General features: G+C 72.9%; 20 protein-coding genes and 1 tRNA gene. 16 read left to right on the top strand and 5 right to left on the bottom strand.

Features of this window, described 5'->3' with window-relative positions:
* Positions 1 to 4: 4 nt before the first annotated feature.
* Together tal and tkt are read right to left on the bottom strand one after the other, a co-directional pair.
* Positions 5 to 1,117, bottom strand: a complete 1,113-nt coding sequence (gene tal / locus ACYVAP_RS08560) for a transaldolase (protein WP_137770846.1) — start codon at positions 1,115 to 1,117, stop codon at positions 5 to 7.
* Between the two features lie 99 nt (positions 1,118 to 1,216).
* On the bottom strand, positions 1,217 to 3,316 hold the full coding sequence (gene tkt, locus ACYVAP_RS08555) for a transketolase family protein (RefSeq protein WP_498860329.1): 2,100 nt from the start codon (positions 3,314 to 3,316) through the stop codon (positions 1,217 to 1,219).
* A 535-nt stretch (positions 3,317 to 3,851) separates the two neighbouring features.
* Between tkt and ACYVAP_RS08550 the strand changes: the two genes are divergently transcribed.
* From ACYVAP_RS08550 to ACYVAP_RS08495, 12 genes are all read left to right on the top strand, one after another.
* On the top strand, positions 3,852 to 4,736 hold the full coding sequence (locus ACYVAP_RS08550) for a heme o synthase (RefSeq protein ID WP_137771740.1): 885 nt from the start codon (positions 3,852 to 3,854) through the stop codon (positions 4,734 to 4,736).
* Positions 4,733 to 5,716 carry a site-specific tyrosine recombinase XerD gene (locus ACYVAP_RS08545; protein ID WP_498860328.1) on the top strand — a complete coding sequence of 328 codons (984 nt, stop codon included), beginning with the start codon at positions 4,733 to 4,735 and terminating at the stop codon, positions 5,714 to 5,716. Before ACYVAP_RS08550 ends, ACYVAP_RS08545 begins: the two co-directional genes overlap by 4 nt.
* A 218-nt stretch (positions 5,717 to 5,934) precedes the next feature.
* Positions 5,935 to 6,750, top strand: coding sequence for a ParA family protein (locus tag ACYVAP_RS08540; protein ID WP_498860440.1), 816 nt, complete (start codon positions 5,935 to 5,937; stop codon positions 6,748 to 6,750).
* Positions 6,750 to 7,706 (top strand): pseudouridine synthase, encoded by a 957-nt coding sequence (locus tag ACYVAP_RS08535; RefSeq protein ID WP_137770844.1) that lies wholly within the window; start codon positions 6,750 to 6,752, stop codon positions 7,704 to 7,706. Before ACYVAP_RS08540 ends, ACYVAP_RS08535 begins: the two co-directional genes overlap by 1 nt.
* Positions 7,703 to 8,818, top strand: a complete 1,116-nt coding sequence (locus tag ACYVAP_RS08530; RefSeq protein WP_498860327.1) for a prephenate dehydrogenase — start codon at positions 7,703 to 7,705, stop codon at positions 8,816 to 8,818. Before ACYVAP_RS08535 ends, ACYVAP_RS08530 begins: the two co-directional genes overlap by 4 nt.
* Before the next feature lie 20 nt (positions 8,819 to 8,838).
* Positions 8,839 to 11,037, top strand: coding sequence for a bifunctional cytidylate kinase/GTPase Der (gene der / locus ACYVAP_RS08525; RefSeq protein WP_498860326.1), 2,199 nt, complete (start codon positions 8,839 to 8,841; stop codon positions 11,035 to 11,037).
* Positions 11,038 to 11,068: 31 nt separating this feature from the next.
* Positions 11,069 to 11,635, top strand: a complete 567-nt coding sequence (locus ACYVAP_RS08520) for a TM2 domain-containing protein (protein WP_498860325.1) — start codon at positions 11,069 to 11,071, stop codon at positions 11,633 to 11,635.
* A gap of 28 nt (positions 11,636 to 11,663) precedes the next feature.
* Positions 11,664 to 12,137 carry an NUDIX hydrolase gene (locus ACYVAP_RS08515; protein WP_137770840.1) on the top strand — a complete coding sequence of 158 codons (474 nt, stop codon included), beginning with the start codon at positions 11,664 to 11,666 and terminating at the stop codon, positions 12,135 to 12,137.
* Complete coding sequence (locus ACYVAP_RS08510; RefSeq protein ID WP_137770839.1) at positions 12,134 to 12,742, top strand: hypothetical protein; 609 nt, start codon at positions 12,134 to 12,136, stop codon at positions 12,740 to 12,742. Before ACYVAP_RS08515 ends, ACYVAP_RS08510 begins: the two co-directional genes overlap by 4 nt.
* A 142-nt stretch (positions 12,743 to 12,884) precedes the next feature.
* Complete coding sequence (locus tag ACYVAP_RS08505) at positions 12,885 to 14,279, top strand: extracellular solute-binding protein (protein ID WP_264450252.1); 1,395 nt, start codon at positions 12,885 to 12,887, stop codon at positions 14,277 to 14,279.
* Positions 14,276 to 15,217, top strand: a complete 942-nt coding sequence (locus ACYVAP_RS08500; RefSeq protein ID WP_498860324.1) for a carbohydrate ABC transporter permease — start codon at positions 14,276 to 14,278, stop codon at positions 15,215 to 15,217. The genes ACYVAP_RS08505 and ACYVAP_RS08500 overlap by 4 nt, the downstream gene beginning before the upstream one ends.
* Positions 15,214 to 16,122 carry a carbohydrate ABC transporter permease gene (locus tag ACYVAP_RS08495; RefSeq protein WP_498860323.1) on the top strand — a complete coding sequence of 303 codons (909 nt, stop codon included), beginning with the start codon at positions 15,214 to 15,216 and terminating at the stop codon, positions 16,120 to 16,122. The genes ACYVAP_RS08500 and ACYVAP_RS08495 overlap by 4 nt, the downstream gene beginning before the upstream one ends.
* On the opposite strand, the gene ACYVAP_RS08490 is transcribed toward ACYVAP_RS08495, so the two are convergent.
* Positions 16,112 to 17,335 (bottom strand): acyltransferase family protein, encoded by a 1,224-nt coding sequence (locus tag ACYVAP_RS08490; protein ID WP_498860322.1) that lies wholly within the window; start codon positions 17,333 to 17,335, stop codon positions 16,112 to 16,114. The two genes, ACYVAP_RS08495 and ACYVAP_RS08490, sit on opposite strands and share 11 nt — an antisense overlap.
* 120 nt (positions 17,336 to 17,455) lie before the next feature.
* Between ACYVAP_RS08490 and ACYVAP_RS08485 the strand changes: the two genes are divergently transcribed.
* From ACYVAP_RS08485 to ACYVAP_RS08475, 3 genes are all read left to right on the top strand, one after another.
* A complete protein-coding gene (locus tag ACYVAP_RS08485) occupies positions 17,456 to 18,706 on the top strand; it encodes a sensor histidine kinase (protein WP_498860321.1) in 1,251 nt (416 codons plus the stop codon).
* The gene (locus tag ACYVAP_RS08480; protein ID WP_498860320.1) at positions 18,703 to 19,326 is read left to right on the top strand and encodes a transcriptional regulator; all 624 of its coding nucleotides are present in this window, start codon (positions 18,703 to 18,705) and stop codon (positions 19,324 to 19,326) included. The genes ACYVAP_RS08485 and ACYVAP_RS08480 overlap by 4 nt, the downstream gene beginning before the upstream one ends.
* A 117-nt stretch (positions 19,327 to 19,443) precedes the next feature.
* The gene (locus tag ACYVAP_RS08475; RefSeq protein ID WP_498860319.1) at positions 19,444 to 20,373 is read left to right on the top strand and encodes a Rossmann-fold NAD(P)-binding domain-containing protein; all 930 of its coding nucleotides are present in this window, start codon (positions 19,444 to 19,446) and stop codon (positions 20,371 to 20,373) included.
* A gap of 28 nt (positions 20,374 to 20,401) precedes the next feature.
* On the opposite strand, the gene ACYVAP_RS08470 is transcribed toward ACYVAP_RS08475, so the two are convergent.
* Positions 20,402 to 21,271, bottom strand: coding sequence for a formyltetrahydrofolate deformylase (locus ACYVAP_RS08470; protein ID WP_498860318.1), 870 nt, complete (start codon positions 21,269 to 21,271; stop codon positions 20,402 to 20,404).
* A gap of 402 nt (positions 21,272 to 21,673) precedes the next feature.
* Positions 21,674 to 21,747 (bottom strand) — tRNA-Pro (locus ACYVAP_RS08465).
* Positions 21,748 to 21,939: 192 nt separating this feature from the next.
* On the opposite strand from ACYVAP_RS08465, the gene ACYVAP_RS08460 reads away from it, so the two are divergent.
* Complete coding sequence (locus ACYVAP_RS08460) at positions 21,940 to 23,013, top strand: intradiol ring-cleavage dioxygenase (protein WP_498860317.1); 1,074 nt, start codon at positions 21,940 to 21,942, stop codon at positions 23,011 to 23,013.

Below are 23,013 nucleotides of genomic sequence, written 5' to 3'. Positions count from 1 at the left end.
GGGATCAGGCGCGGGCGGCGTCGATCGAGGCGGAGACGGTCTCGAGCAGCTGGCCCCAGGCCTGCTCGAACTTCTCGACGCCCTCGGACTCGAGGACGGCGAAGACGTCGGCGAGGTCGACGCCGGCGGCGGCGACCTGGTCGAGGACGGCCTGGCCGGCCTGCGCGGCGGCCGCGTCGAGCGCGGGGGCCGGCGCGGAGTGGTCGGCCGCGGCGTCGAGGGTCTTCTCCGGCATGGTGTTCACGACGGGGGAGGCCACGAGCTGGTCGACGTACATGGTGTCGGAGTACTCGGGGTTCTTCACACCGGTGGACGCCCACAGCGCGCGCTGCACGTTGGCGCCCTTGGCCTCGAGCGCGGCGAAGCGCTCGGAGCCGAAGGCGGCGAGGTAGATGCCGAAGGCGGCCTGCGCGTTGGCGACGCCGGCCTTGCCCTTGAGGGCCGCCGCGTCGCCGCCGATCTTCTCGAGGCGGGCGTCGATCTCGGTGTCGACGCGGGAGACGAAGAAGGACGCCACCGAGTGGATGGTGGAGAGGTCCTTGCCGGCCTCCGCGGCCTTCTCGAGGCCCGCGAGGTAGGCGTCGATGACCTGCTGGTAGCGGTCGCCCGAGAAGATCAGGGTCACGTTGACGCTGATGCCCTCGGCGATGACCGCGGTGATCGCCGGGAGGCCCTCGAGGGTCGCGGGGATCTTGATCATGACGTTCTCGCGGCCGACGATCTCGAAGAGGCGCTTGGCCTGCTCGATGGTCTTCTCGGTCTCGTGGGCGAGGCGGGGGTCCACCTCGATGGAGACGCGGCCGTCGAAGCCCTTGCTCGAGGCGTAGACGCCGGAGAAGAGGTCCGCCGCGGAGCGGACGTCGTCCGTCGTGAGCTTCTCGATGACGGCCTCGACGTCCTTGCCGTCCTTCGCGAGGGCGGCGATGTCCGCGTCGTAGTCCTCGGCGCCGGAGATGGCGGCCTGGAAGATCGAGGGGTTGGTGGTCACGCCGACGATGTTCTTCGTGTCGACGAGCTCCTGCAGGTTGCCGGAGCTGAGGCGGCCGCGGGAGAGGTCGTCGAGCCAGATGGAGACGCCGGCGTCGCTGAGGGCCTGGGTCTGGGGGTTCTGTGCCATGGGTGGCGATGTCCTTCCGGGCGCTCGTGGCGCCCCGTGCGAACGATGGGGATGGCGGGGTGAGGGGCGGGACCCCATGGGTCCCCCCCCTCGTGCGGATCAGGCGCCGGCGGCGGCCAGGGACTCCTTGGCGGCGGCGACGACGGCCTCCGCCGTGAAGCCGAACTCCGTGAACAGCGTCTTGGCGTCGGCCGAGGCGCCGTAGTGCTCGAGGGAGACCGCGCGGCCGGCGGTGCCCAGGAAGCGGTACCACGGCATCGCGATGCCGGCCTCGACGGTCACGCGGGCGGTGACCGAGGAGGGGAGCACGGACTCCTTGTACTCGTCGGACTGCTCGTCGAACCACTCGACGGACGGCATGGAGACCAGGCGGGTGGGCGTGCCCTCCGCCTCGAGCTGCTTCTGCGCCTCGACGGCGTACTGCACCTCGGAGCCGGTGGCGATGAGGATGACCTCGGGGGCGCCGTTCGAGGCGTCCTTGAGGACGTAGCCGCCCTGGGCGAGGCCCTCGGCGCCCGCGTACTCGCTGCGGTCCAGCGTGGGCAGCGCCTGGCGGGAGAGGATCAGGCCGACGGGGCCGTTGTCGCGCTCGAGCAGGGCCTTCCAGGCCTGGGCGGTCTCGTTGGCGTCCGCCGGGCGCACGATCGAGAGGTTCGGGATCGCGCGGTAGGCGGCCAGGTGCTCGACCGGCTGGTGGGTCGGGCCGTCCTCGCCGAGGCCGATCGAGTCGTGGGTCCACACGTAGGTCGCGGGGACCTTCATGAGGGACGCGAGGCGCACGGCGCCGCGCATGTAGTCCGCGAACTGGAAGAACGTGCCGCCGTAGGGACGCGTCAGGCCGTGCAGCGAGATGCCGGAGAGGATCGCGCCCATCGCGTGCTCGCGGATGCCGAAGTGCAGCGTGCGGCCGTACTCGTCACCGGCGAACTCGGAGGAGGAGTACTCCGCGGGGATGAAGGACGGCTCGCCCTTCATCGTGGTGTTGTTCGAACCGGCGAGGTCGGCGGAGCCGCCCCACAGCTCGGGGAGCACCGGGGCGAGCTTCTCGAGGACCGTGCCGGAGGCGGCGCGGGTCGCGACGCCCTTGGCGTCGGCCTCGAAGGTCGGGAACGCCTCGGCGAAGCCCTCGGGGAGCTCGCGCGCCTGGAGGCGGTCCAGGAGGGCCGCCTTCTCCGCGTTCGCGGAGCGCCACGCCTGGTAGCCCTTGTCCCACTCGGCCTTCTGCTCGGCCGCGCGGTCCGCGAGCGAGCGGGTGTGGGCGATGACCTCGTCGGACACCTCGAAGCTCTTCTCGGGGTCGAAGCCGAGCTCCTTCTTGAGGCCGGCGACGGCCTCGTCGCCCAGGGCGGAGCCGTGGACGGAGTGGCTGCCGGCCTTGCCCGGGGTGGGCCAGCCGATGACGGTGCGCAGGCGGATGAAGGTCGGCTTGTCGGTGACGCCCTGCGCCTCGACGATGGCCTGCTTGAGCGCCGCGACGTCCTCGACGTACTCGGTGCCGCCGTGGGTCCAGTCGACGGTGCGCACGTCCCAGCCGTAGGCCTCGTAGCGCGCGGCGGTGTCCTCGGTGAACGCGATCGAGGTGTCGCCCTCGATGGAGATCTCGTTGTCGTCCCACAGGACGATGAGGTTGCCGAGCTTCTGGGTGCCCGCGAGGGAGCTGGCCTCGCTCGAGACGCCCTCCTCGAGGTCGCCGTCGGAGGCGATGACGTAGGTGAAGTGGTCGAAGGGGCTCTCGCCCGCGGCGGCCTCGGGATCGAGCAGGCCGCGCTCGCGGCGCTGCGCCATCGCCATGCCCACGGCGGAGGAGATGCCCTGGCCGAGGGGGCCGGTGGTGATCTCCACGCCCTGGGTGTGGAAGTTCTCGGGGTGGCCCGGGGTCTTGGAGCCCCAGGTGCGCAGCGCCTCGATGTCCTCGAGCTCGAGGCCGAAGCCGCCGAGGTACAGCTGGATGTACTGGGTCAGGCTCGAGTGGCCCGCGGAGAGGACGAAGCGGTCGCGGCCCAGCCACGACGGGTCCTTCGGGTCGTGACGCATGACGTCCTGGTAGAGCAGGTACGCGGCGGGGGCGAGGCTCACGGCGGTGCCGGGGTGGCCGTTGCCCACCTTCTGCACGGCGTCCGCGGCGAGCACGCGCACGGTGTCCACGGCGCGCTTGTCGAGCTCGGTCCAGCCCTCGGGGGCCTTGAAGGTGTCGGTCACGGGGAGTGCTTCCTTTCGCCGGGTGACGGCCTGTGCCGTCGGGATCACAGGCTCTGCGTCCCGCAGGAAGCGACGTCGGCGCTCGGTGCGGGACGCGGAGCGACGGGGTCCACCTTAGTGCGCACGAGGCGTGGTGAGGCGAGCCGTCCTGCCCCACGGGCCCCGGGTTCGCCGAGGGCGGAGCGTCTGCGGGCGTGCGGAGCGGCTCCGCCGGGGCCCGGGAGTGAGCTGACAGACACCTGGATGTCGGCGCGCCGTCCGTGCCCGGACTCACCCGACTCACCCCTCGTGCACCGCCCACCTGGGCCTCGTCGGCACCTACACTGGGACCCGTCTGCATGCGGCGGGACCGTCGCGACCTCAGGAAGGACGGTGGGCGGTGACCGCCACCCCGGGAGTGCCCTCGCAGGGCACCGACCAGCACGAGCAGCACGCCCAGCGGCAGGATCATGAGGGTGCGGGGGCGGAGAGCTCCGCGGCCGTGCCGTCGGATCCCGCGTCGACGCCGGCCCTTGCGCCGAGCCCCTGGCGCCGTGTGCTCGCCGTGCTCAAGCCCTACGTGGCGCTGACGAAGCCGCGGATCATCGAGCTCCTGCTCATCACGACGATCCCCACCATGTTCCTCGCCGCGGGCGGCTTCCCGAACCCGTGGCTGATCGCCTGGACGCTCATCGGCGGCTACCTCGCCGCGGGCGGCGCGAACACGCTGAACATGTACCTCGACCGCGACATCGACGCGAAGATGAAGCGGACGAAGAACCGTCCGATCGTCACCGGCGAGGTCTCCCCGCGGGCCGCGCTGGTCTTCGGCATCGCGCTCTCCGTGGTCTCCGCGCTGTGGCTCGGGGCCCTGGTCAACGTGATGTCCGCCGTGCTCGCGGTCGCCGCGATCCTGCTGTACGTCGTCTTCTACACGATGATCCTCAAGCGACGCACGAGCCAGAACATCGTCTGGGGCGGCGTCGCCGGCTGCATGCCCGTGCTCATCGGATGGTCGGCCGTGACCGGCACCGTGTCCTGGACCGCGGTGCTGCTCTTCCTCGTCATCTTCTTCTGGACGCCGCCGCACTACTGGCCGCTCGCCGAGAAGTTCTCCCGCGACTACGAGACCGCGGGCGTGCCGATGCTGCCCGTCGTCGCCTCCCGCTCCTCCGTGGCGCGGCAGATGATCCTGCACACCACGCTCATGATCGCCTCGAGCCTCGCGATCATCCCGCTGGGCCACACCGGGATCGTCTACACCGTCGCCGCCCTCGGCTCCGGCGCCTGGTTCGGCTTCCTCGTGGGCCGCTACGCGCTGCGTACCCGGAAGGGCCTCACCGGGAAGAAGCTCGACCCGATGGTCGTCTTCCACGGCTCGATCACGTACCTCACCGTGCTCTTCGTGGCCCTCGCGGTCGATCCCTTCGTGCACCTGTGAGCGGGCCGGCGGTGATCCCGGGCGCGGACGACCTGCGCCCGGCCCACCGCCGCCTGCTCGAGCAGTACCTGAGCCACCTGCGCATCGAGCGCGGACTCTCCGAGAACACCCTCGCCGCCTACCGGCGGGACCTGCTGCGCTACCTCGGCCACCTGGACCGCACCGGCACCGAGGCCGCCGCGGTCAGCACGGAGGACGCCGCCGCCTGGGTGCGCGCGCTGCGCACCGGGGAGGACGGCGGCGCACCGCTCGCCGCCGCCTCCGCCGCCCGCGCCCTCGCCGCCGTCCGCGGTCTCCACGCCTTCCTCGACGCCGAGCGCGCATCGGAGACCGGGGACCCGACCCGGCTCGTGCCCGGCCCTGCGCTGCCCTCGCGGCTGCCGCACCCGCTGCCCGTGGACCAGGTGCTCGAGCTCATCGAGGCCGCCGGCCGGCCCGGCACCGGTGCGCTCCCCGCCGAGCGCGCGCTGCGCGACCGGGCCCTGCTCGAGGTGCTCTACGGCCTCGGCGCCCGGATCTCCGAGGCGATCGGGCTGGACGTGGACGACGTGGACCGGGAGCAGCGGGCGGCGCTGCTGCACGGCAAGGGCGACAAGCAGCGCACGGTGCCCGTCGGCTCCTTCGCCCTCGACGCCCTCGACGCCTACCTGACCCGTGCCCGGCCCGCCCTCGCCGCTCGCGGCCCCGGCACCCCGGCGATCTTCCTGGGCTCGCGGGGGACGCGGCTCACGCGGCAGGCCGCCTGGCAGGTGGTGCGGCGCGCCGCGGAGGACGCCGGTCTCGCCGAGGCGGTGAGCCCGCACACGCTGCGTCATTCGTACGCGACGCACCTGCTCCAGGGCGGGGCGGACGTCCGCAGCGTGCAGGAGCTCCTCGGGCACGCCTCGGTCACCACGACCCAGCTCTACACGCAGGTGACCGTGGACTCGCTGCGCGAGATCCACGCGAGCGCCCATCCGCGGTCCGGAGCGGGGGCTTAGACTTGGGCGGCCGGATCGCCCCCGGGCAGGGGAGCGAGGGCACACCACTGCCGGGCGGCTGTCCTCAGCCGTCCCTCCCGGGGCTGGGGCCGCTCGTCGGCCCCCTCGGCGCCTCCGCCACGGCGGCGCGCCCCGCACGACCACGACGCCGACGACAGGACTCCTCCGTGAACGCGAACCAGCAGCTGGACATCGACCTCGGCCCCACGGGACGGCCGATGCCCGAGCTGCCGGAGCCCGCGCCCCTCGACGGGCACGGACCGGCGCGGATCATCTCGATGGTCAACCAGAAGGGCGGGGTCGGGAAGACGACCTCCGTCATCAACCTCGGTGCGGCGCTCGCGGAGATCGGCCGCAAGGTGCTGCTCGTGGACCTCGACCCGCAGGGCGCGCTGAGCGCCGGCACCGGGGTGAACCCCTACGAGCTCGACGTCACGGTCTACAACCTGCTCATGGACCGCAAGCACGACGTGCGCGACGTGATCCAGGAGACCGGCACCGAGAACCTCGACGTGCTGCCCGCGAACATCGACCTCTCCGCGGCGGAGGTCCAGCTCGTCAACGAGGTCGCCCGTGAGATGGCGCTCGCCCGCGTGCTGCGGCCCGTCGCGGACGAGTACGACGTCATCATCATCGACTGCCAGCCGTCGCTGGGCCTGCTCACCGTCAACGCCCTCGCGGCGAGCCACGGCGTGGTGATCCCGCTCGAGGCGGAGTACTTCGCCCTGCGCGGCGTGGCCCTGCTCGTCGAGACGATCGAGAAGGTGCAGGACCGCATCAACCCGCGCCTCGAGATCGACGGGATCCTCATCACGATGTTCGACCCGCGCACGCTGCACGCCCGCGAGGTGTGCCAGCGCGTCGTGCAGGCCTTCCCGGACAAGGTCTTCCACACGACGATCAACCGCACGGTGAAGTTCCCCGACGCCTCCGTCGCGGCGGAGCCGATCATCTCCTTCGCCTCGTCGAACAAGGGCGCGGACGCCTACCGCCAGCTGGCCCGCGAGCTGATCTCGCGCGGCGGCGCGGCCTGATGGCCGGCCCGCGGGGCCAGGGCGCCGGCGGCGACGGCCGGAAGGACGCCTCCGGCGAGGGACGGGGACGCCGGGGCGGTCACCGCGGGGCGCGCACCGGGACGTCGCGGCAGCGCCGACGCAGCGCGTTCACCCCGCCGCGCACGGTCACGCTGCGTGACGACGAGGGCCGGAAGGGGACGACGCCCGCCGCCGCGGGATCCGAGCCGGGAGACCATCACCAGGAGGGCGGCGAGCGCCTCCAGAAGGTGCTCGCCCGCGCCGGCTTCGGCTCGCGCCGCGCCTGCGAGGCGCTCATCGCCCAGGGGCGCGTGAGCGTGGACGGCGAGATCGTCACCGAGCAGGGCCTGCGGATCGACGCCGCTACGCAGGCGGTGCACGTGGACGGGCGCCGGCTGCAGCTGGACGAGAAGAAGCTCACCGTGGTCCTCAACAAGCCGCGGCACGTGGTCTCCGCGATGCACGACCCCGAGGGTCGCCGCGATCTCACGGAGTTCACCGAGCGCTACGACCAGCGGCTCTACCACGTGGGTCGCCTCGACTACGAGACCGAGGGCCTGCTGCTGCTCACGAACGACGGTGAGCTCGCGCACCGCCTGACCCATCCCTCCTTCGCTGTGGAGAAGACGTACGTGTGCCGCTTCGACGCGCCCGGCGGCCCGCCCCGCGGTCTCGTCAAGGCCCTGCGCGACGGCGTCGAGCTCGAGGACGGCCCTGCGCGCGCCGACCGCGCCCGGGTGCTCGCCCAGGACGGCCGCGAGGCCGTCGTCGAGGTGAGCCTGCACGAGGGCCGCAACCGGATCGTCCGCCGCATGTTCGCCTCCCAGGGCTTCGAGCTGACCGGCCTCATGCGCACGCGGATCGGGCCGGTCCTGCTGGGCGACCTCGCCCCCGGCGCGACCCGCGAGCTGACGGGCCGCGAGCTCGGCACGCTCATGGCGGAGCTGGGGCTGTGAGCGCCGACGCGCTCGTGCCCTCCCCGGTGCGGATCATCGGGACCGGGCTGATCGGCGGCTCCCTGGGCCTCGCGCTGGGCCGCGCGGGCGCCCGGGTCCAGGTCGAGGACGTCTCCCCGGGGACCACGGCCCTGGCCGTCGAGCTCGGCGTGGGGGAGCGGCCCGTCGAGGGCGGTCCCGAACCGCGGCTCGTCGTCGTCGCCGCGCCGCCCGACGTCGCCGCGACGCTCGTCGCCGACGCCCTCGCCCGCTTCCCCGAGGCGCTCGTGACCGACGTCGCGAGCGTCAAGGGCACCGTGCTCGAGGGCGTGCGCGCCCTCGCCGCCCCCGCCGACCTCCCGCGCTACATCGGCGCCCACCCGATGGCGGGCCGCGAGGTCTCCGGCGTCATCTCCTCGCGCAGCGACCTCTTCCAGGGCCGGCCCTTCGTCGTGGTCCCGCACCCCGCGACCCGCGAGGGCGCCGTGAGCGTGCTCCGGGGCCTGGCGACGGAGATCGGCGCCGTGCCGGTGGTCATGGACGCCGCGGCGCACGACGACGCGGTCGCCCATGTGTCCCACGTACCGCAGGTGCTCTCGAGCCTGCTCGCGACGAGCCTGCTCGAGCCGACGGAGCAGGCCCTCGGCCTCGCCGGCCAGGGACTGCGGGACACGACCCGCATCGCGGACTCCGACGCCCGGCTCTGGGTCGAGATCCTCGGCGCGAACGCGGCCGCCGTGGGCGGTGTGCTGCAGGGGCTGCGCGAGCGGCTCGACGACGTCATCGCGGCGCTCGGCACCCTCGAGGGCGATCCGCGCCCGGAGCTCGGCTCCCGGCGCGCGATCGCGGACCTCGTCGCCGACGGCAACCGCGGGGTGCGGCGCATCCCCGGCAAGCACGGCGGGGCCACCGACTCCTTCGCGACGGTCGTCGTGCTCGTCCCGGACAGCCCCGGCGAGCTGGGCCGCCTGTTGACCGAGATGGGCGAGATCGGCGTGAACCTCGAGGACCTCCGTCTCGAGCACACGCTCGGGCAGCCGGTGGGCCTCGCGCACATCGCCGTGGACGTCCGCGCCGAGAACCTGCTCACGAGATCACTCACCGAGCGCGGCTGGACGGTGGCCGACGCCTGAGCGCCCCGTATCCTTGACGGATGCACACCAGCGCTCCCTCGACCGCCCCCGGCGGCGTGACCATCGCGATCGACGGCCCCGCCGGCTCCGGCAAGTCCACCGTCTCCCGCCTCGTCGCGGAGGCGCTGGACGGCGGCATGCTCGACACCGGCGCCATGTACCGGGCGGTGACCTGGTGGTGCCTCGAGAACGACGTGGCCCTCACCGACCAGCAGACCGTGGCGCGCGTCGCCGAGGCCCTCGACCTCGAGCTGGGGACCGACCCGGCCGGGGCGAGCGTCGTCGTCGACGGCGAGGACGTGACCGGGGAGATCCGCAGCGAGCGGATCTCCCAGCAGGTCAGCGCCGTCGCCACCAACACCCTGGTGCGGCCCGTGCTCCAGCGCCGGCAGCGGGAGCTGCTGTTCGCGACCGCCGCCGAGCGCGGCAGCTGCGTCGCCGAGGGCCGTGACATCACGACCGTCGTCGCCCCCGACGCCGCCGTGCGGGTGCTGCTCACCGCGAGCCCCGAGGAGCGCATGCGCCGCCGCGCGCAGGAGCTGGGGCTCCCCGACTCGGAGGAGTCCCGCGAGCGCATGGAGGACCAGGTGCTGCGCCGCGACCGCGACGACGCGACCGTCTCCGAGTTCGCGACCGCGGCCGAAGGCGTCCACGAGGTCGACACGACGGGCCGCGGCGTGACCGAGGTCGTCGCCGCCGTGCTCGAGCTCGTCGAGCAGGCCCGCACCGCCTCCGCCGCCGGCGGCACTGCCCCTGCCGCCGGCGCCGCGGGACTCGACACGAGCGACGACGACGCGGTCGAGGCCGCCCTGCGCGCCGGTCTCGAGGACTTCGACCTCGACGCCGACGACCTCGCTCTCCTGGACGCGGACGACCTCGAGGACCTCGGGTACGGGGACCCGGCGCCGAACCTGCCGGTCGTCGCCGTCGTCGGCCGTCCCAACGTCGGCAAGTCGACCCTGGTCAACCGCATCCTCGGCCGCCGCGAGGCCGTCGTCGAGGACGTCCCCGGCGTGACCCGCGACCGCGTGTTCTACGAGGCCGAGTGGGCCGGGAAGGACTTCTGGCTCGTCGACACCGGCGGCTGGGAGGAGAAGGTCGACGGCATCGCCTACCGCGTCGCCGAGCAGGCGGAGATCGCTGTCGAGCTCGCGGACGTCGTCATGTTCGTGGTCGACGCGAACGTCGGCATCACGACCACCGACGAGCAGCTGCTGAAGGTGCTGCGCCGCTCGCAGCGCCCGATCGTGCTCGTCGCCAACAAGGTCGACGACCAGCGCGGCGAGCTCGAGGCCGCCGCCCTCTGGAACCTGGGGCTGGGGGAGCCGTTCCCCGTCTCCGCCCTCCATGGTCGCGGCTCCGGCGACCTGCTCGACGCCGTGCTCGCCGTGCTCCCCGAGGAGGGCCGCGGCGACGCCGTGGACCACGGACCGCGGCGCATCGCCCTCGTGGGCCGTCCGAACGTCGGCAAGTCCTCCCTGCTGAACCGGCTCGCAGGGGAGCGGCGCGTCGTCGTCGACGACCTCGCGGGCACCACGCGCGACCCGGTCGACGAGAAGATCACCCTCGGCGGCAAGGAGTGGACCTTCGTGGACACCGCCGGCATCCGCCGCCGCGTGCTCCAGTCCTCCGGTGCGGACTACTACGCCTCGCTGCGCACCCGCTCCGCCCTGGACCGGGCCGAGGTCGCCGTCGTCCTCATCGAGGCGAACGAGCCGATCTCCACCCAGGACCTCAAGATCATCGACATGGTCCTGGAGTCCGGGCGCGCGCTCGTGCTCGCCTTCAACAAGTGGGACCTGCTGGACGAGGAGCGCCGCCACCAGCTCGAGTTCGAGATCGAGAAGGACCTCGGCCACGTCTCCTGGGCGCCGCGCGTGAACCTCTCCGCCAAGACGGGACGTCACGCGGAGAAGCTCGTGCCGGCGCTCGAGCAGGCCCTCGAGTCCTGGGACCAGCGCATCCCGACCGGGCGCCTCAACGCCTTCCTCGGCACGCTCGTCGCGGCGCACCCGCACCCGCTGCGCGGCGGCAAGCAGTCGCGGATCCTCTTCGCGACCCAGGCCCGGACGCGACCGCCGCGCTTCGTCATCTTCGCGACCGGCTTCCTCGAGCACGGCTACCGCCGCTTCATCGAGCGCCGCCTCCGCGAGGACTTCGAGTTCACCGGCTCGCCCGTCGTGATCGGCGTCCGGATCCGCGAGAAGCGCAAGCGCTGAGCGGCGCCGGGTCGCCGGTACTGTGGTGCCCATGAGCTCCACGGACCCGCAGCGACCCGGTGACCACCCCGTCGACCCCTACGGAGCGCCCCAGCCCGGGGGCCGGGACCCGTACGGCGCGGGGTCGGGTGACCTGCCCTCCGGAGGACCCCAGGACCCGTGGGCCGCGCCCCCGCAGTCCGGCGGCTCGGCCGCACCGGCCGACCAGGACCCGTGGGCGGCACCGCCCGCGGAGCCCTCCTGGCACCCGGCCCCGGCGGATCCCTACGGCGGTGGTGTCCCCTCGGCAGGAGCCCCGAGCGGCGGACCGCCCGACGGCGCCGCACCGCAGGGAGGGGCCGTGCCCGCGCCCCTCGACGGCGCACCCGGCCAGATCGGCACGAGCAGGCTGCTCGCGGGGCTGATGGGGATCTTCCTCGGCGGCTTCGGCGTGCACCGCTTCCTGCTGGGGTACACCGCGATCGGCGTCGTCCAGATCATCGTCACGATCCTCACCTGCGGCGCCGGCCACCTGTGGGGCCTCATCGAGGGCATCATGATCCTCGCCAAGGCGGAGCCCTTCACCCGCGATGCGCAGGGCCGCCCGCTGACCGACTGACCACCCCCGGCACGTCCCGAGGAGCACCATGGCCACGCCCGAGTTCGTGCTCGCCCTGCGCGAGCGGATCGGCCACGCCCCGCTGTGGATGAGCGGTGTCACCGCGATCGTGCTCGACGCGGATCGCCGCCGGATGCTCGCCGTGCGCCGCGCCGACAACGGCGCCTGGACCCCCGTCACCGGCATCATCGACCCGGGGGAGGAGCCGGCTGTCGCCGCCGAGCGCGAGGTGCTCGAGGAGGCCGGCGTGCGCTGCCGGGCACTGCGCCTGATCGACGTGAGGACCGTCGGCCCCGTCACCTACCCCAACGGCGACGTCGCCGAGTACCTCGACCTGTGCTTCCTGTGCGAGCACGAGGACGGGGACCCCCATCCCGCGGACGGCGAGAACACCGAGGCCCGGTGGTTCCCGATCGACGCCCCGCCCCCGATGAACGAGAGGTTCACCGAGATGCTGACCATCGCCCTCGCCGGCCGACCCGAGGCGAGGTTCCGCCGATGAGGGACCCGCTGCCCGGCACCCAGGTGGCGATCGCCCTGACCGAGGACCCGCGGGACACGGCCGAGGTGCGCGTGCTGGCCGCGCCGCGCCGCGACCTCGCGCGCGACGGTGTGCTCTCCGCCCCGCTCGGCCCCTTCGCGGACGCGCTGCTCGTGGACGTCCACCGCGAGGGCCGCCTCGTGCTGCCCGGCGCCTGGGTGCAGCCCGAGGTGCTCGAGCGGGGGACCCCGCTCGCCCCGCGGCCCGTGCGCGCGAGCGACCTGCGCCTGCCCGCCGTGATCCGCGGCAAGGGCGCCGGCGCGGAGCTGCACTGGGGCGAGACGATCTGGCCCCTCGCCCTGGACGGCCACCTCGCGGTGCCGCCCGCCTCCCGGCCCTCGCCGCACCCCTACTCGCGGCTGCGCCGGCTCCTGCTCGTCGCGACCGGCCGCCGGGAGGAGGTCGCCCTGACGCTCTGGCAGAGCCCCTCCTTCGAGGTGCCCTGGCACGACGTGCGGCTGCTCCCGCGCGCCGAGCGCTGGTTCGAGCTCGCCCAGGTCCCCGCCGGCATGCGCTACGCGGACGCCGAGCAGGCCCAGGGCGTCGGACGGGCCGCGCGCCGCTGAGCCGTCCGTGGCGGCGGTGCCTCCCCGCAGGCGGCGCCGCCACGCCGCCTCCTCCCTGATCGTGTGATCCGCGCCATGGTCTGTGTAAGGTCGACGGGCGGTCCCGGACCCGGGCCGCCGTCACCGTCGACGAGGAGGACCCGTGCCCGCCGGTACCCCGATCCGCCCCCGCCCCGCGCGGCGCAGCTTCCTGCGCTGGAGCGCGGGCGCGGCCACGGTGCTGCCGCTGGGGGCCCTGGCCGGCTGCTCCGGCAGCAGCCGCGACCCCAGCACCCTGCGCATCGCCTACCAGCAGTTCGGCTCGAACACGATCAAGGAGAAGTGGATCCAGGGGGCCGCGAAGGAATTCTCCGCGCAGAACCCCGACCTCGTCGTGGACCTCGTCCCGATCGTGGCCGCGGAGAACGACTACTTCACGAAGAACGAGCTGCTCATGAGCTCGCCTCGCACGAGCCCCGACCTCGTCTACGAGGACTCCTTCATCCTCCTGTCCGACGTCGGCGCCGGGTACCTGCAGCCGATCACGGACCTCGTCGAGGGCTGGGACCACTGGAAGGACATCGCCGACGCCTCCAAGCTCGCCGTCACCGGTGAGGACGGCGAGGTCTACGGCGTCCCCATCACGACGGACACCCGCGCCATCTGGTTCCACCGGGGCGTGTTCGAGGAAGCAGGGCTCCCCGCGGACTGGCAGCCCACCAGCTGGGAGGACATCCTCGAGGCAGCCCGCGCGATCAAGGAGTCCGACTCCGAGGCGACCCCGTTCTTCCTCTTCGCCGGCACGCCGCAGGGCGAGAAGGCCTCGATGCAGGGCTTCGAGATGCTGCTCTACGGCACCGGGGACGGCACCGGCCTCTACGACGACGAGACCAAGAAGTGGGTGCTCGGCTCGGCGGGCTTCGTGGACGCGCTGACCTTCCTGCAGACGATCGTCCAGGAGGAGCTCACGCTCCCGCTCGGCCAGCTGCTGGACCCCAACATCTCCGAGCAGATCTACACGCAGCTGCTGCCGGACGGGAAGCTCGGCATGCTCGTGGACGGCTCCTGGATCTCCCAGAACTGGACCGAGTCCGCCGGTCGCCCCTGGCCCGAGTGGCCCGACGAGGTGGGCCTCGCGGACATGCCCACCCAGGACGGCGGCGGCACCGGCACGGTGACCCTCGCCGGCGGCTGGGGCCTGTCGATCCCGGATCACGTCACCGACCGCGAGACCGCCTTCGCGTTCCTCGAGGTGCTCGTCTCCACCGAGACGCTCGTGCAGTACGCGATCGCGGACAACCACATCACCGTGCGCTCCGACGTCGCCGAGGTGAAGGAGTACCTCGAGTACTCCCCGGCCGTCGAGTACTTCACGAACCTGCTCGAGACCGCGTACTACCGGCCCGCCCTGCCCGCCTACCCGGAGGTGTCCTCCGCGATCCAGGAGGCGATGGAGGCGGTGCTGACCGGCAGCGACCCGGCCTCCGCGGCCGCCGCGTACGACGCCACCGTGACGGACATCGTCGGTCCCGAGAACGTCCAGGAGGCGAACGGATGACCACCGCGACACCCACCACCACTGCGGGCGCGCAGGTCCCCACGCCGCGTCGCCGCTCCCGGCTCGGGGACCGGCTGACGGCCGTCCGCGCCGTGCCCATGCTCCCGGCAGGGATCCTCCTGGTCGTGTTCATGCTCGGCCCGATCCTCTACTCGCTGTACCTCGCCTTCACCGACAGCGCGATCCGCGGCGAGGGCGCCTCGGACACGAGCTTCGTGGGCTTCACGAACTTCACCGACGCCTTCACCGACGCGGACTTCTGGAACTCCGTCGTGCTGACACTGGTGTTCACGCTGATCTCCGCCGTGATCGGCCAGAACGTGCTCGGCATGCTCCTGGCCCTGCTCATGGAGCGCGCGAACCGGGTCATGACCTTCACGGTCACCTCGATCGTCATCGCGGCGTGGATCCTGCCGGAGGTCGTCGCCGGCTACCTGCTCTACACCTTCTTCGCCGACGGCGGCAGCCTGAACACGCTGCTCACCTCCGTCGGTCTGCCCGGCCAGGACCTCCTGTTCAGCGCGCCGATCATCGCGGTGTCCTTCGCGAACATCTGGCGCGGTGCGGCCTTCTCGATGCTCGTCTACTCCGCGGCGCTGAGCTCGGTGCCCGGCGACGTGTACGAGTCCGCGGCGCTCGACGGCGCCGGGCCGGTGCGGCGCTTCGTGTCCGTGACGATCCCGCTGCTGCGGCCCGCGATCGCCACGAACCTCATGCTCACCACCCTGCAGACCCTCTCCGTCTTCGGCCTGATCTTCATCATGACCGGCGGCGGCCCCGCCCGGCAGAGCCAGACCCTGCCGCTGTACATGTACGAGCAGGCCTTCTCGTACGGGCAGCTCGGCTACGGCACCGCCGTGGCGCTGCTGCTCCTGCTGATCGGGGCGATGGCCTCGGTCGCCTACCTGCGCCTGCTGCCGGAGGAGGACAAGCGATGACCACGCTCGAGAACACCGAGGCCGCACGGCCCTCGCCTGCCGACACTTCCTCCCGCCGTCCGGCACCGCGCCGGCAGGGCAGGAGCCGGGCCGCCGGCACGGCCCTCGCCAGCAACGTGGCCATGGCCGTGATCGGGATCGTGTTCCTGGTGCCGCTGCTGTGGGTGGTGCTCGCCTCCTTCGACACCGAGGCCTCGCTGTCCGTCGCCTGGCCCTCCCGCTGGAGCCTGGACAACTACGCCGCGATCTGGAAGGCCGAGACCACCTTCCGGCCGCTCGGGAACTCGCTGCTGCTGTGCGGCGGCGCCACGATCCTCACGATGGTCACCGCGGTGCTGTGCGCCTACCCGCTCTCGCGCTACCGGTTCCGGGCCAAGCGCCCGCTGCTGCTCACGATCATCTTCTCCACCGGTCTGCCGATCACGGCGATCATGATCCCGGTGTACTCGATGTTCGTGCAGGTCAACCTCATCGACTCGATGGGCGGCGCGATCCTGTTCCTCGGCGCGAGCTCGCTCCCCTACGCCATCTTCCTCACCAAGGGGTTCATGGACGGGGTACCGCTCGAGATCGAGGAGTCCGCCTGGACGGAGGGCGCCGGCGTCTACCGCACCCTGTGGTCCGTGGTTCTGCCGCTCATGCGCTCGGGTCTCTCGGTCGCGACGATCTTCACCTTCGTCTCCATGTGGGGCAACTTCTTCGTGCCGTTCATGCTGCTGCTCAGCCCGGACAAGCTGCCCGCCGCCGTCACCCTGTACACCTTCTCCTCGCAGTACGGGCAGGTCGCTTACGGCCAGCTCGCGGCCTTCTCGATCTTCTACTCGCTGCCCGTCGTGGTGCTGTACCTGTTCCTCGGCCGCAACCTGGGGCAGGGCTTCGCCGCGGCCGGCGGCGTCAAGGGGTGAGCGCGGCGTCGGCGCGCGGCTCCCGGGCCGCGCGCCGACGCCCGAGCGCCCGCGGCCGACGGTGCCCGTTCAGCCAGGCGCCCACCCAGGTGCTGCGCACCAGCAGGTCGTAGCTCAGCAGCAACACGGCGAGCACGACCGCGAGCGCCACCGGGAGCTTGACGAGCAGCGGCAGCGGGAGCTCGGCGAGCGGGATCTCCACGAGCAGCAGCAGCGGGAAGTGCACGAGGTAGATCCAGTACGAGGCGTCCGCGAGATAGCGGACGGCCGGGATCTCCCGGCGCACGAGGCGGGCGCTGAGGCCCAGCAGCCCGTAGACCCAGGTCCACCCGGCGAGCGCCGCGACCACGGCGATGAGCAGGGCCGGCGCTCCCGGTGGCACGAGGATCACGGCCGTGCTCAGCACGGCGGCGGCGATCAGGTGGGGGATCCATCGGCCCTCGAGCCGGGGGAGCGCCTCGGGCCGCGCCCGTAGGAACCAGCCGGTGAGGAACGCCCCGGCGTAGGCGACGCTCGCGCCGGGCACCGGCACCAGCGTGTACGGCTCGGTGATGCTGGCGAGCCCGTCCCCCTGCAGCAGGAGGCCCGCGGCGTAGGGCACGGCGGCGAGCAGCACGCCGAACGGGGAGGCGAGAGCGGAGGAGATCGCCGCGGACCAGTTCCCGGCCCGCTCCGCGCCGAGCACCCGGATCGTGACGGCGCGCAGCGCGAGGACGACGACCACGATCTCCAGGAGCAGCAGCAGGAACCACAGGTGCATCGTCGGCAGCGCGAGCAGTCCGGTGGGCGATCCCGCGGCCGGCTGCGGGGCGGCGACGGGGCCCAGGTCGCGCACGGCGCCGTTCAGCACGAGGGCGGCGACCATGAGCGCGAAGAGCCCCGGCCAGAACGCGACCAGCGGGAGCCCGATCCGGGTGAGCCGGTCGCGCAGGTAGGCCCCGGCGCCGCGGCGATGCAGCACCATGCTGCCGAAGTAGCCGGCGAGCATCATGAACAGCGCCATCCGGAACAGATGGATCACCGCGACGACGAGGATCGCCGGCATCGAGTCGATATCGTCGCTCACGAGCCAGAGGTCGCCGGGGGCGAAGGGCATGAGGGCGTGCAGCAGCACGCCGAGCAGGAGGGCGCCGCCGCGCAGCGCATCGAGATGGTGCAGGCGGGCGGTCGGAGTGGGAGAGGGGGCGGGGGCTACGGCAGGTGAGCGGGCCATGGCCCCAACCTAGGGACGCACCCCGCGCCGACGCCTCGACCGATCGGCAGCCTCGACCTCCACCGATCGGTGGAGGGCAGGGTCCTGGCGCCGGGCGTCGCCGCGGGGAGACTGGCGGCCATGGCCGCCCCGTCCGCTCCGCCGTCGCCGCGCGCCGTCGCCCCCGACGTCCCTGCATCGAGCCCGGCGCGCCTGTTCGCGGCACCCACCACGAGCGGCCGCTTCGTCGTCTGGCTGCCGCCGCTCCTGCTCGTGGTGTCCTGGCTGCTGGGTCTGATGACCGTGGGGTTCTGGCTCACCGCGGAGCAGATCACCTGGGCGCTGGTCCCCACCGGCGTGCTGCTCGTGCTCCGGGCGCTGCTGGAGGCGCTCCTGGCCCGCACGGGGCCCGGCAGCCCCGCGCTGGGCGCCCTCTACGTGCTGCACCTGCTGCTCCTCGTGGTGCTCACCGCGCTGAACCCGCTCGCGAGCGTCTACGCCTTCGTCGGTTATCTCGACGGGCCCCGGTTCGTCAGCGGCGCCGCCGTCCCTGCCGTCCTCGTCGCCACAGCGTTCCTCTCCGCCCTGGGCCAGATCGGCGGGCCGGCCTCCGCCGCGAGCGTCCCCCTCATCTACGCCGGTCTGGTCGCGGTGAACCTGCTGATCGCCGGGGCGATGAGCTACCTGTCCTGGGAGCGGGAGCGCACGATCGCTCAGCGCGAGGAGGCCCTCGCCGAGCGGGACCGGACCGCGCAGGACAACGCCCGGCTGCAGCAGGAGCTCGTGGACCGGGCGCACGACCGCGGCGTCTCCGCGGAGCGCGAGCGGCTGTCCCGGGAGATCCACGACACCGTCGCCCAGGGGCTCGTGGGCGTCATCCGCCAGCTCGAGGCCGTGCGGGACGTGCTCGGCGTCGCGGAGGGCGAGCGGGTGCGCCGGGCGGAGGAGGCGGCCCGCGACTGCCTCGTGGAGGCGCGGCGCGCGGTCGAGGCGCTCTCCCCGCACCAGCTGGACGGGGCCCGCGCGAGCGAGGCGCTCGGCGGCATCGTCGCGCGCTGGGCGCGCACGCACCGAGTGGTCGCCACCTTCGACGCGGACGACGCTCCCGCCGAGGTCGCGCACGGCCCGGTCCTGCTGCGTGTCGCCCAGGAGGCGCTCGCGAACGTGGCCCGGCACGCCGGTGCCGGGACGGTCGCGGTCACACTCGGCTCCACGGCCCGGGGGCAGCTGCTGCGGGTGCAGGACGACGGTCGCGGCTTCTCCCCGTCGACGGCGGTCGCCGGCCACGGCCTGCAGAACATGCGGGAGCGTCTGCGCGAGGTCGGCGGCACCCTGACGGTCACGTCGGTGCCGGGGGAGGGCTGCACCGTCTGCGCCGAGGTGCCGCGATGACGGGGGCCGTGCGCGTCGTCGTGGCCGACGACCATCCCGTGGTGCGGGACGGCCTGGTCGCCATGCTGGGCGCCGACCCGGGGATCGAGGTGGTGGGTACCGGGTCCGACGGCGCCGAGGCCCTCGAGACCGTCGCCGCCACCCACCCCGACGTGCTCCTCCTGGATCTGCGGATGCCGGTCATGGACGGGGTGGCGACCCTCCGCGCGATCGCCGAGCAGGAGGGGCCCCGCCCGCGGGTGCTCGTCCTCACCACCTACGACACCGACCACGGCATCCGCGCCGCCTTCGAGGCCGGGGCCGACGGCCTGCTGCTCAAGGACGCCCCGCGCGAGCAGCTCGTGCGCGCCGTCCACGACCTCGCGGCCGGGGGAGCGGTGCTCACCCCGAGCACCCTCGCGGTGCTCGCCGCCCCCGCGGCGCCGTCGACCGCGCTGAGCCCGCGGGAGACGGAGGTGCTGCGTCTCGTCGCTGAGGGTTGCACGAACCGCGCCGTCGCCTCGCGGCTGGGGATCGGCGAGGCGACGGTGAAGACGCACCTGCTGCACGTCTACGAGAAGCTCGGCGCGAGCGACCGCGCCTCCGCCGTGCGCACCGCCTGGGAGCGCGGCCTGGTCTGAGCGGGACCCCGCGTGACCCACCGACCGGTCGTCCGGGGCGCGGGACGCGGCAGGGGCGCACGGCATAGCGTGGTACCGCACGCCCTCGATGCACCCGCCCTCGACGAAGGAGCCGTGATGACCGAGAAGAACAGCACCCTGGACCCGCAGGTCGCCCAGCGCGCGCAGGAGCTCTCCACCCGCGACGGCGAGCCGTCGTTCCCCGCGCAGGACCAGCAGCCGCCCGGCCTCACCGCCCCGATGGACCCGGTCCCCGACCACGGCGAGCAGAGCTACGTGGGCCACGGCCGCCTCGAGGGGCTCTCTGCGCTCATCACCGGCGGCGACTCGGGGATCGGCCGCGCCGTCGCGATCGCCTATGCCCGCGAGGGTGCCGACGTCGCGATCTCCTACCTGCCCGAGGAGCAGGAGGACGCCGAGGAGACGGCCCGCTGGATCCGCGACGCCGGTCGCCGCGCGCTCCTGCTGCCCGGCGACATCCGGGAGGAGGACACGGCGCGGTCGCTCGTGACACGCACGGTGCAGGAGCACGGCGGGCTCGACGTGCTCGTGAACAACGCGGCCTTCCAGTGGGGTCGCGCGGAGCCCCGCGGCCTCGCGGGCATCGACTCCGCGCGCCTGCACCGGACGCTGACCACGAACCTCGAGGCGCTGTTCTGGATCACCCAGGAGGCCGCGCCGCACCTGCGCGCGGGATCCTCGGTGATCAACTGCTCCTCGATCCAGTCCTACGACCCGTCGGTGCCGCTCATGGACTACGCGGCGACGAAGGCCGCGATCAACAACGTCACGGTGAACCTCGCCGCGGACCTCGGCCCGCAGGGGATCCGCGTGAACGCGGTCGCCCCGGGACCGATCTGGACCCCGCTGAACGTCGCCACGAGGGCGAGCGAGGACTACGTCGCCTTCGGTGGGAACACGCCGCTGGGGCGCGCGGGCCAGCCCGCGGAGGTCGCGGGGGCCTTCGTGTTCCTCGCGAGCCCGACGGAGGCGAGCTACGTCTCCGGCACCGTGCTCGGCGTGACCGGCGGGCGACCGGTGTTCTGAGACCACTCGGCCGCCCTCGGCATATCGATCAGCGGAAGATGACCGTCCGCGTGCCGTCGAGGAGGACGCGCGACTGCGAGAACCAGGTGACCGCCTGGCGCAGCGTGCGCACCTCGGCGTCCTGACCGATCGCCATGAGCTCCTGCGGCGAGCGCGTGTGGTCCACCCGGATGACGTCCTGCTCGATGATCGGGCCCTCGTCGAGGTCGCTCGTGACGAAGTGCGCCGTCGCACCGATCTGCTTGACCCCGCGGGCGTGCGCCTGGCGGTAGGGGTTCGCGCCCTTGAACCCCGGCAGGAACGAGTGGTGGATGTTGATGCAGCGCCCCTCGAGCTCCGCGCACAGCTCGGGGGAGAGGATCTGCATGTAGCGCGCGAGGACCACGAGCTCCACGTCGTGCTCGACCACGGCCTCCCGCACCCGGTCCTCGAAGGCGGCCTTGGCACCCTCACCCTTGGTGGGCAGGTGCTCGAAGGGCACGCCGTAGAACGTCGCGAGCGGCTCGAGCGTGGGGTGGTTGGCGAGGATGAGCGGCACCTCGATCGGCAGGTGGCCCGCGTCGATCTGGAACAGCAGGTCGTTCACGCAGTGCTTCGCGGTGGAGCCGAGGATCAGCGTGCGCACCGGGCGGGCGACCTCGTCGAGCCGGTGCTCGATCCCGAAGCGCTCCACGACGGGTGCGAGCGCCGCGGCGATCTCCTCGGGGGAGGCCGAGGTGGCCAGCTGGAGCCGCATGTAGAAGCGCTGGGTGGCGCCGCTCTCGAACTGGCGGCTCTCCGTGATGTTGCCGCCCACCTCGACGATCGCACCGGTGACGGCGTGGACGATGCCGGGCCTGTCCTCGCACACGACGGTGAGGACGTACTCGACGGTGGGGGAGGCGGTGGGGCTGCTCATGTCCGGAAGTCTAGAAGGGTGGCCGCCTCGCGAGGACGGACGCCGCGGGGTGGACGTCGTGAGTGGGGTCCAGCTCACGACGGGCGGGGGCCTGCCGGACGTTCCGTTCGCCGATGGGGCGCGGGGGATCCGGCGAACCTCGGGATGACCGTCGGGGCGGAGGGGACCGTGGGTCACGGTCGCCGTGAACGGGATCGTGACGTCGGATCCGCGCCTGCCCTGCTGCGGGATCACGTGCTCCGGCCACGGCCACGGCTACGAGCCGGCCCCGCTCGGCATCTGCGCCCTCGCCGACGTCCAGCAGGTGCGGGTGGGCGCCGTGCGCACCCGTGGTGGACGGCCCCGGAATGAGAACAGGCAGGTCCGGGCTTCCGGACCTGCCTGTTCCTGCAATCTTCTCGGTCGGGCTGACAGGATTTGAACCTGCGACCCCTTGACCCCCAGTCAAGTGCGCTACCAAGCTGCGCCACAGCCCGAGAGGGTGAGCCCCGAAGAGCCGAGAGCAACGATACCCCGCCCGGGGCCGTGCCCGCGAATCGAGGGGCACGTGACCTGCGGCACCCTCGCCTCGGAGCCTGCACAGCAGGGGCACAGGAACGCCGAAGCCGCGGCATAAACGGCCTCCGTAGCGTCGCTGACATCATCACCGAGACGAAGGATGTGACCGCATGACCACCGAAGACCCCCGCCTCCAGCGCAACGCCGACGGCAGCCTCCACTACGAGGGCCGACGCCTCGCCCACCAGGACGAGCCGCTCGCGGACCAGGGCCTCGGCTTCGACATCGCCACGATGGTCACCCGCCGCCGGGCCCTCGGCGCCCTGGGCGCGGGCGCAGCTGTCGCCGGTCTCGCCGCGTGCAGCACCTCGAGCTCCTCGGACTCGAGCACCTCGACCGCCTCGGACGGCGGCTCCGACTCCTCGACCACCTCCGACGGGGAGATCCCCGAGGAGACCAACGGCCCCTACCCGGCGGACGGCACCAACGGCGTCAACGTCCTCACCGAGTCCGGGATCGTCCGCTCCGACATCACCGCGAGCTTCGGCGACTCCACGACCGCCGTCTCCGGCGTCCCGATGACGCTCACCCTCACGATCACGAACATGCAGGAGGACAACGCCCCCTACGCCGGGGTCGCGGTCTACGTCTGGCACTGCACGGGCGACGGCCTCTACTCCCTCTACTCCGAGGGGCTCGAGAACGAGAACTTCCTGCGCGGCGTGCAGGTCGCCGACGAGAACGGTCAGGTCACCTTCACGAGCATCATGCCGGGCTGCTACGCGGGTCGCTGGCCGCACATCCACTTCGAGGTGTACCCGGACGAGGCCTCCATCACGAGCACCGACAACCTGCTCGCGACCTCCCAGGTCGCCCTCCCGCAGGACGTCTGCGAGACCGTCTACGCGGAGGACGGCTACGACGGCTCGACCGAGAACCTCGCGAACATCACGCTGGACTCGGACAACGTGTTCGGGGACGACGGCGGCGAGCTGCAGCTCGCGACGGTCGACGGCGACGTCACCTCCGGCTACACGGTGACGCTCCCGGTCGCGATCGATCCGTCCACCGAGCCGGGCGTGAGCGGCGGCGACATGGGAGGGACCCCGCCCTCGGGCGGCGGTCCGTCCGACGGCGGCGGCATGGGCGGCACCCCGCCCGAGGGGGGCACCCCGCCGTCCGGCGCCTCCGACGGCGGCGGCGAGAGCAGCCTCGTGGGCAACAACCTCGTCGGCTCCCGCTGA

The sequence above is a fragment of the Brachybacterium horti genome (genome assembly GCF_054777615.1).
The sequence above is the reverse complement of the archived record's forward strand: the minus strand, read 5'-3'. Positions and strand labels throughout refer to the sequence as shown.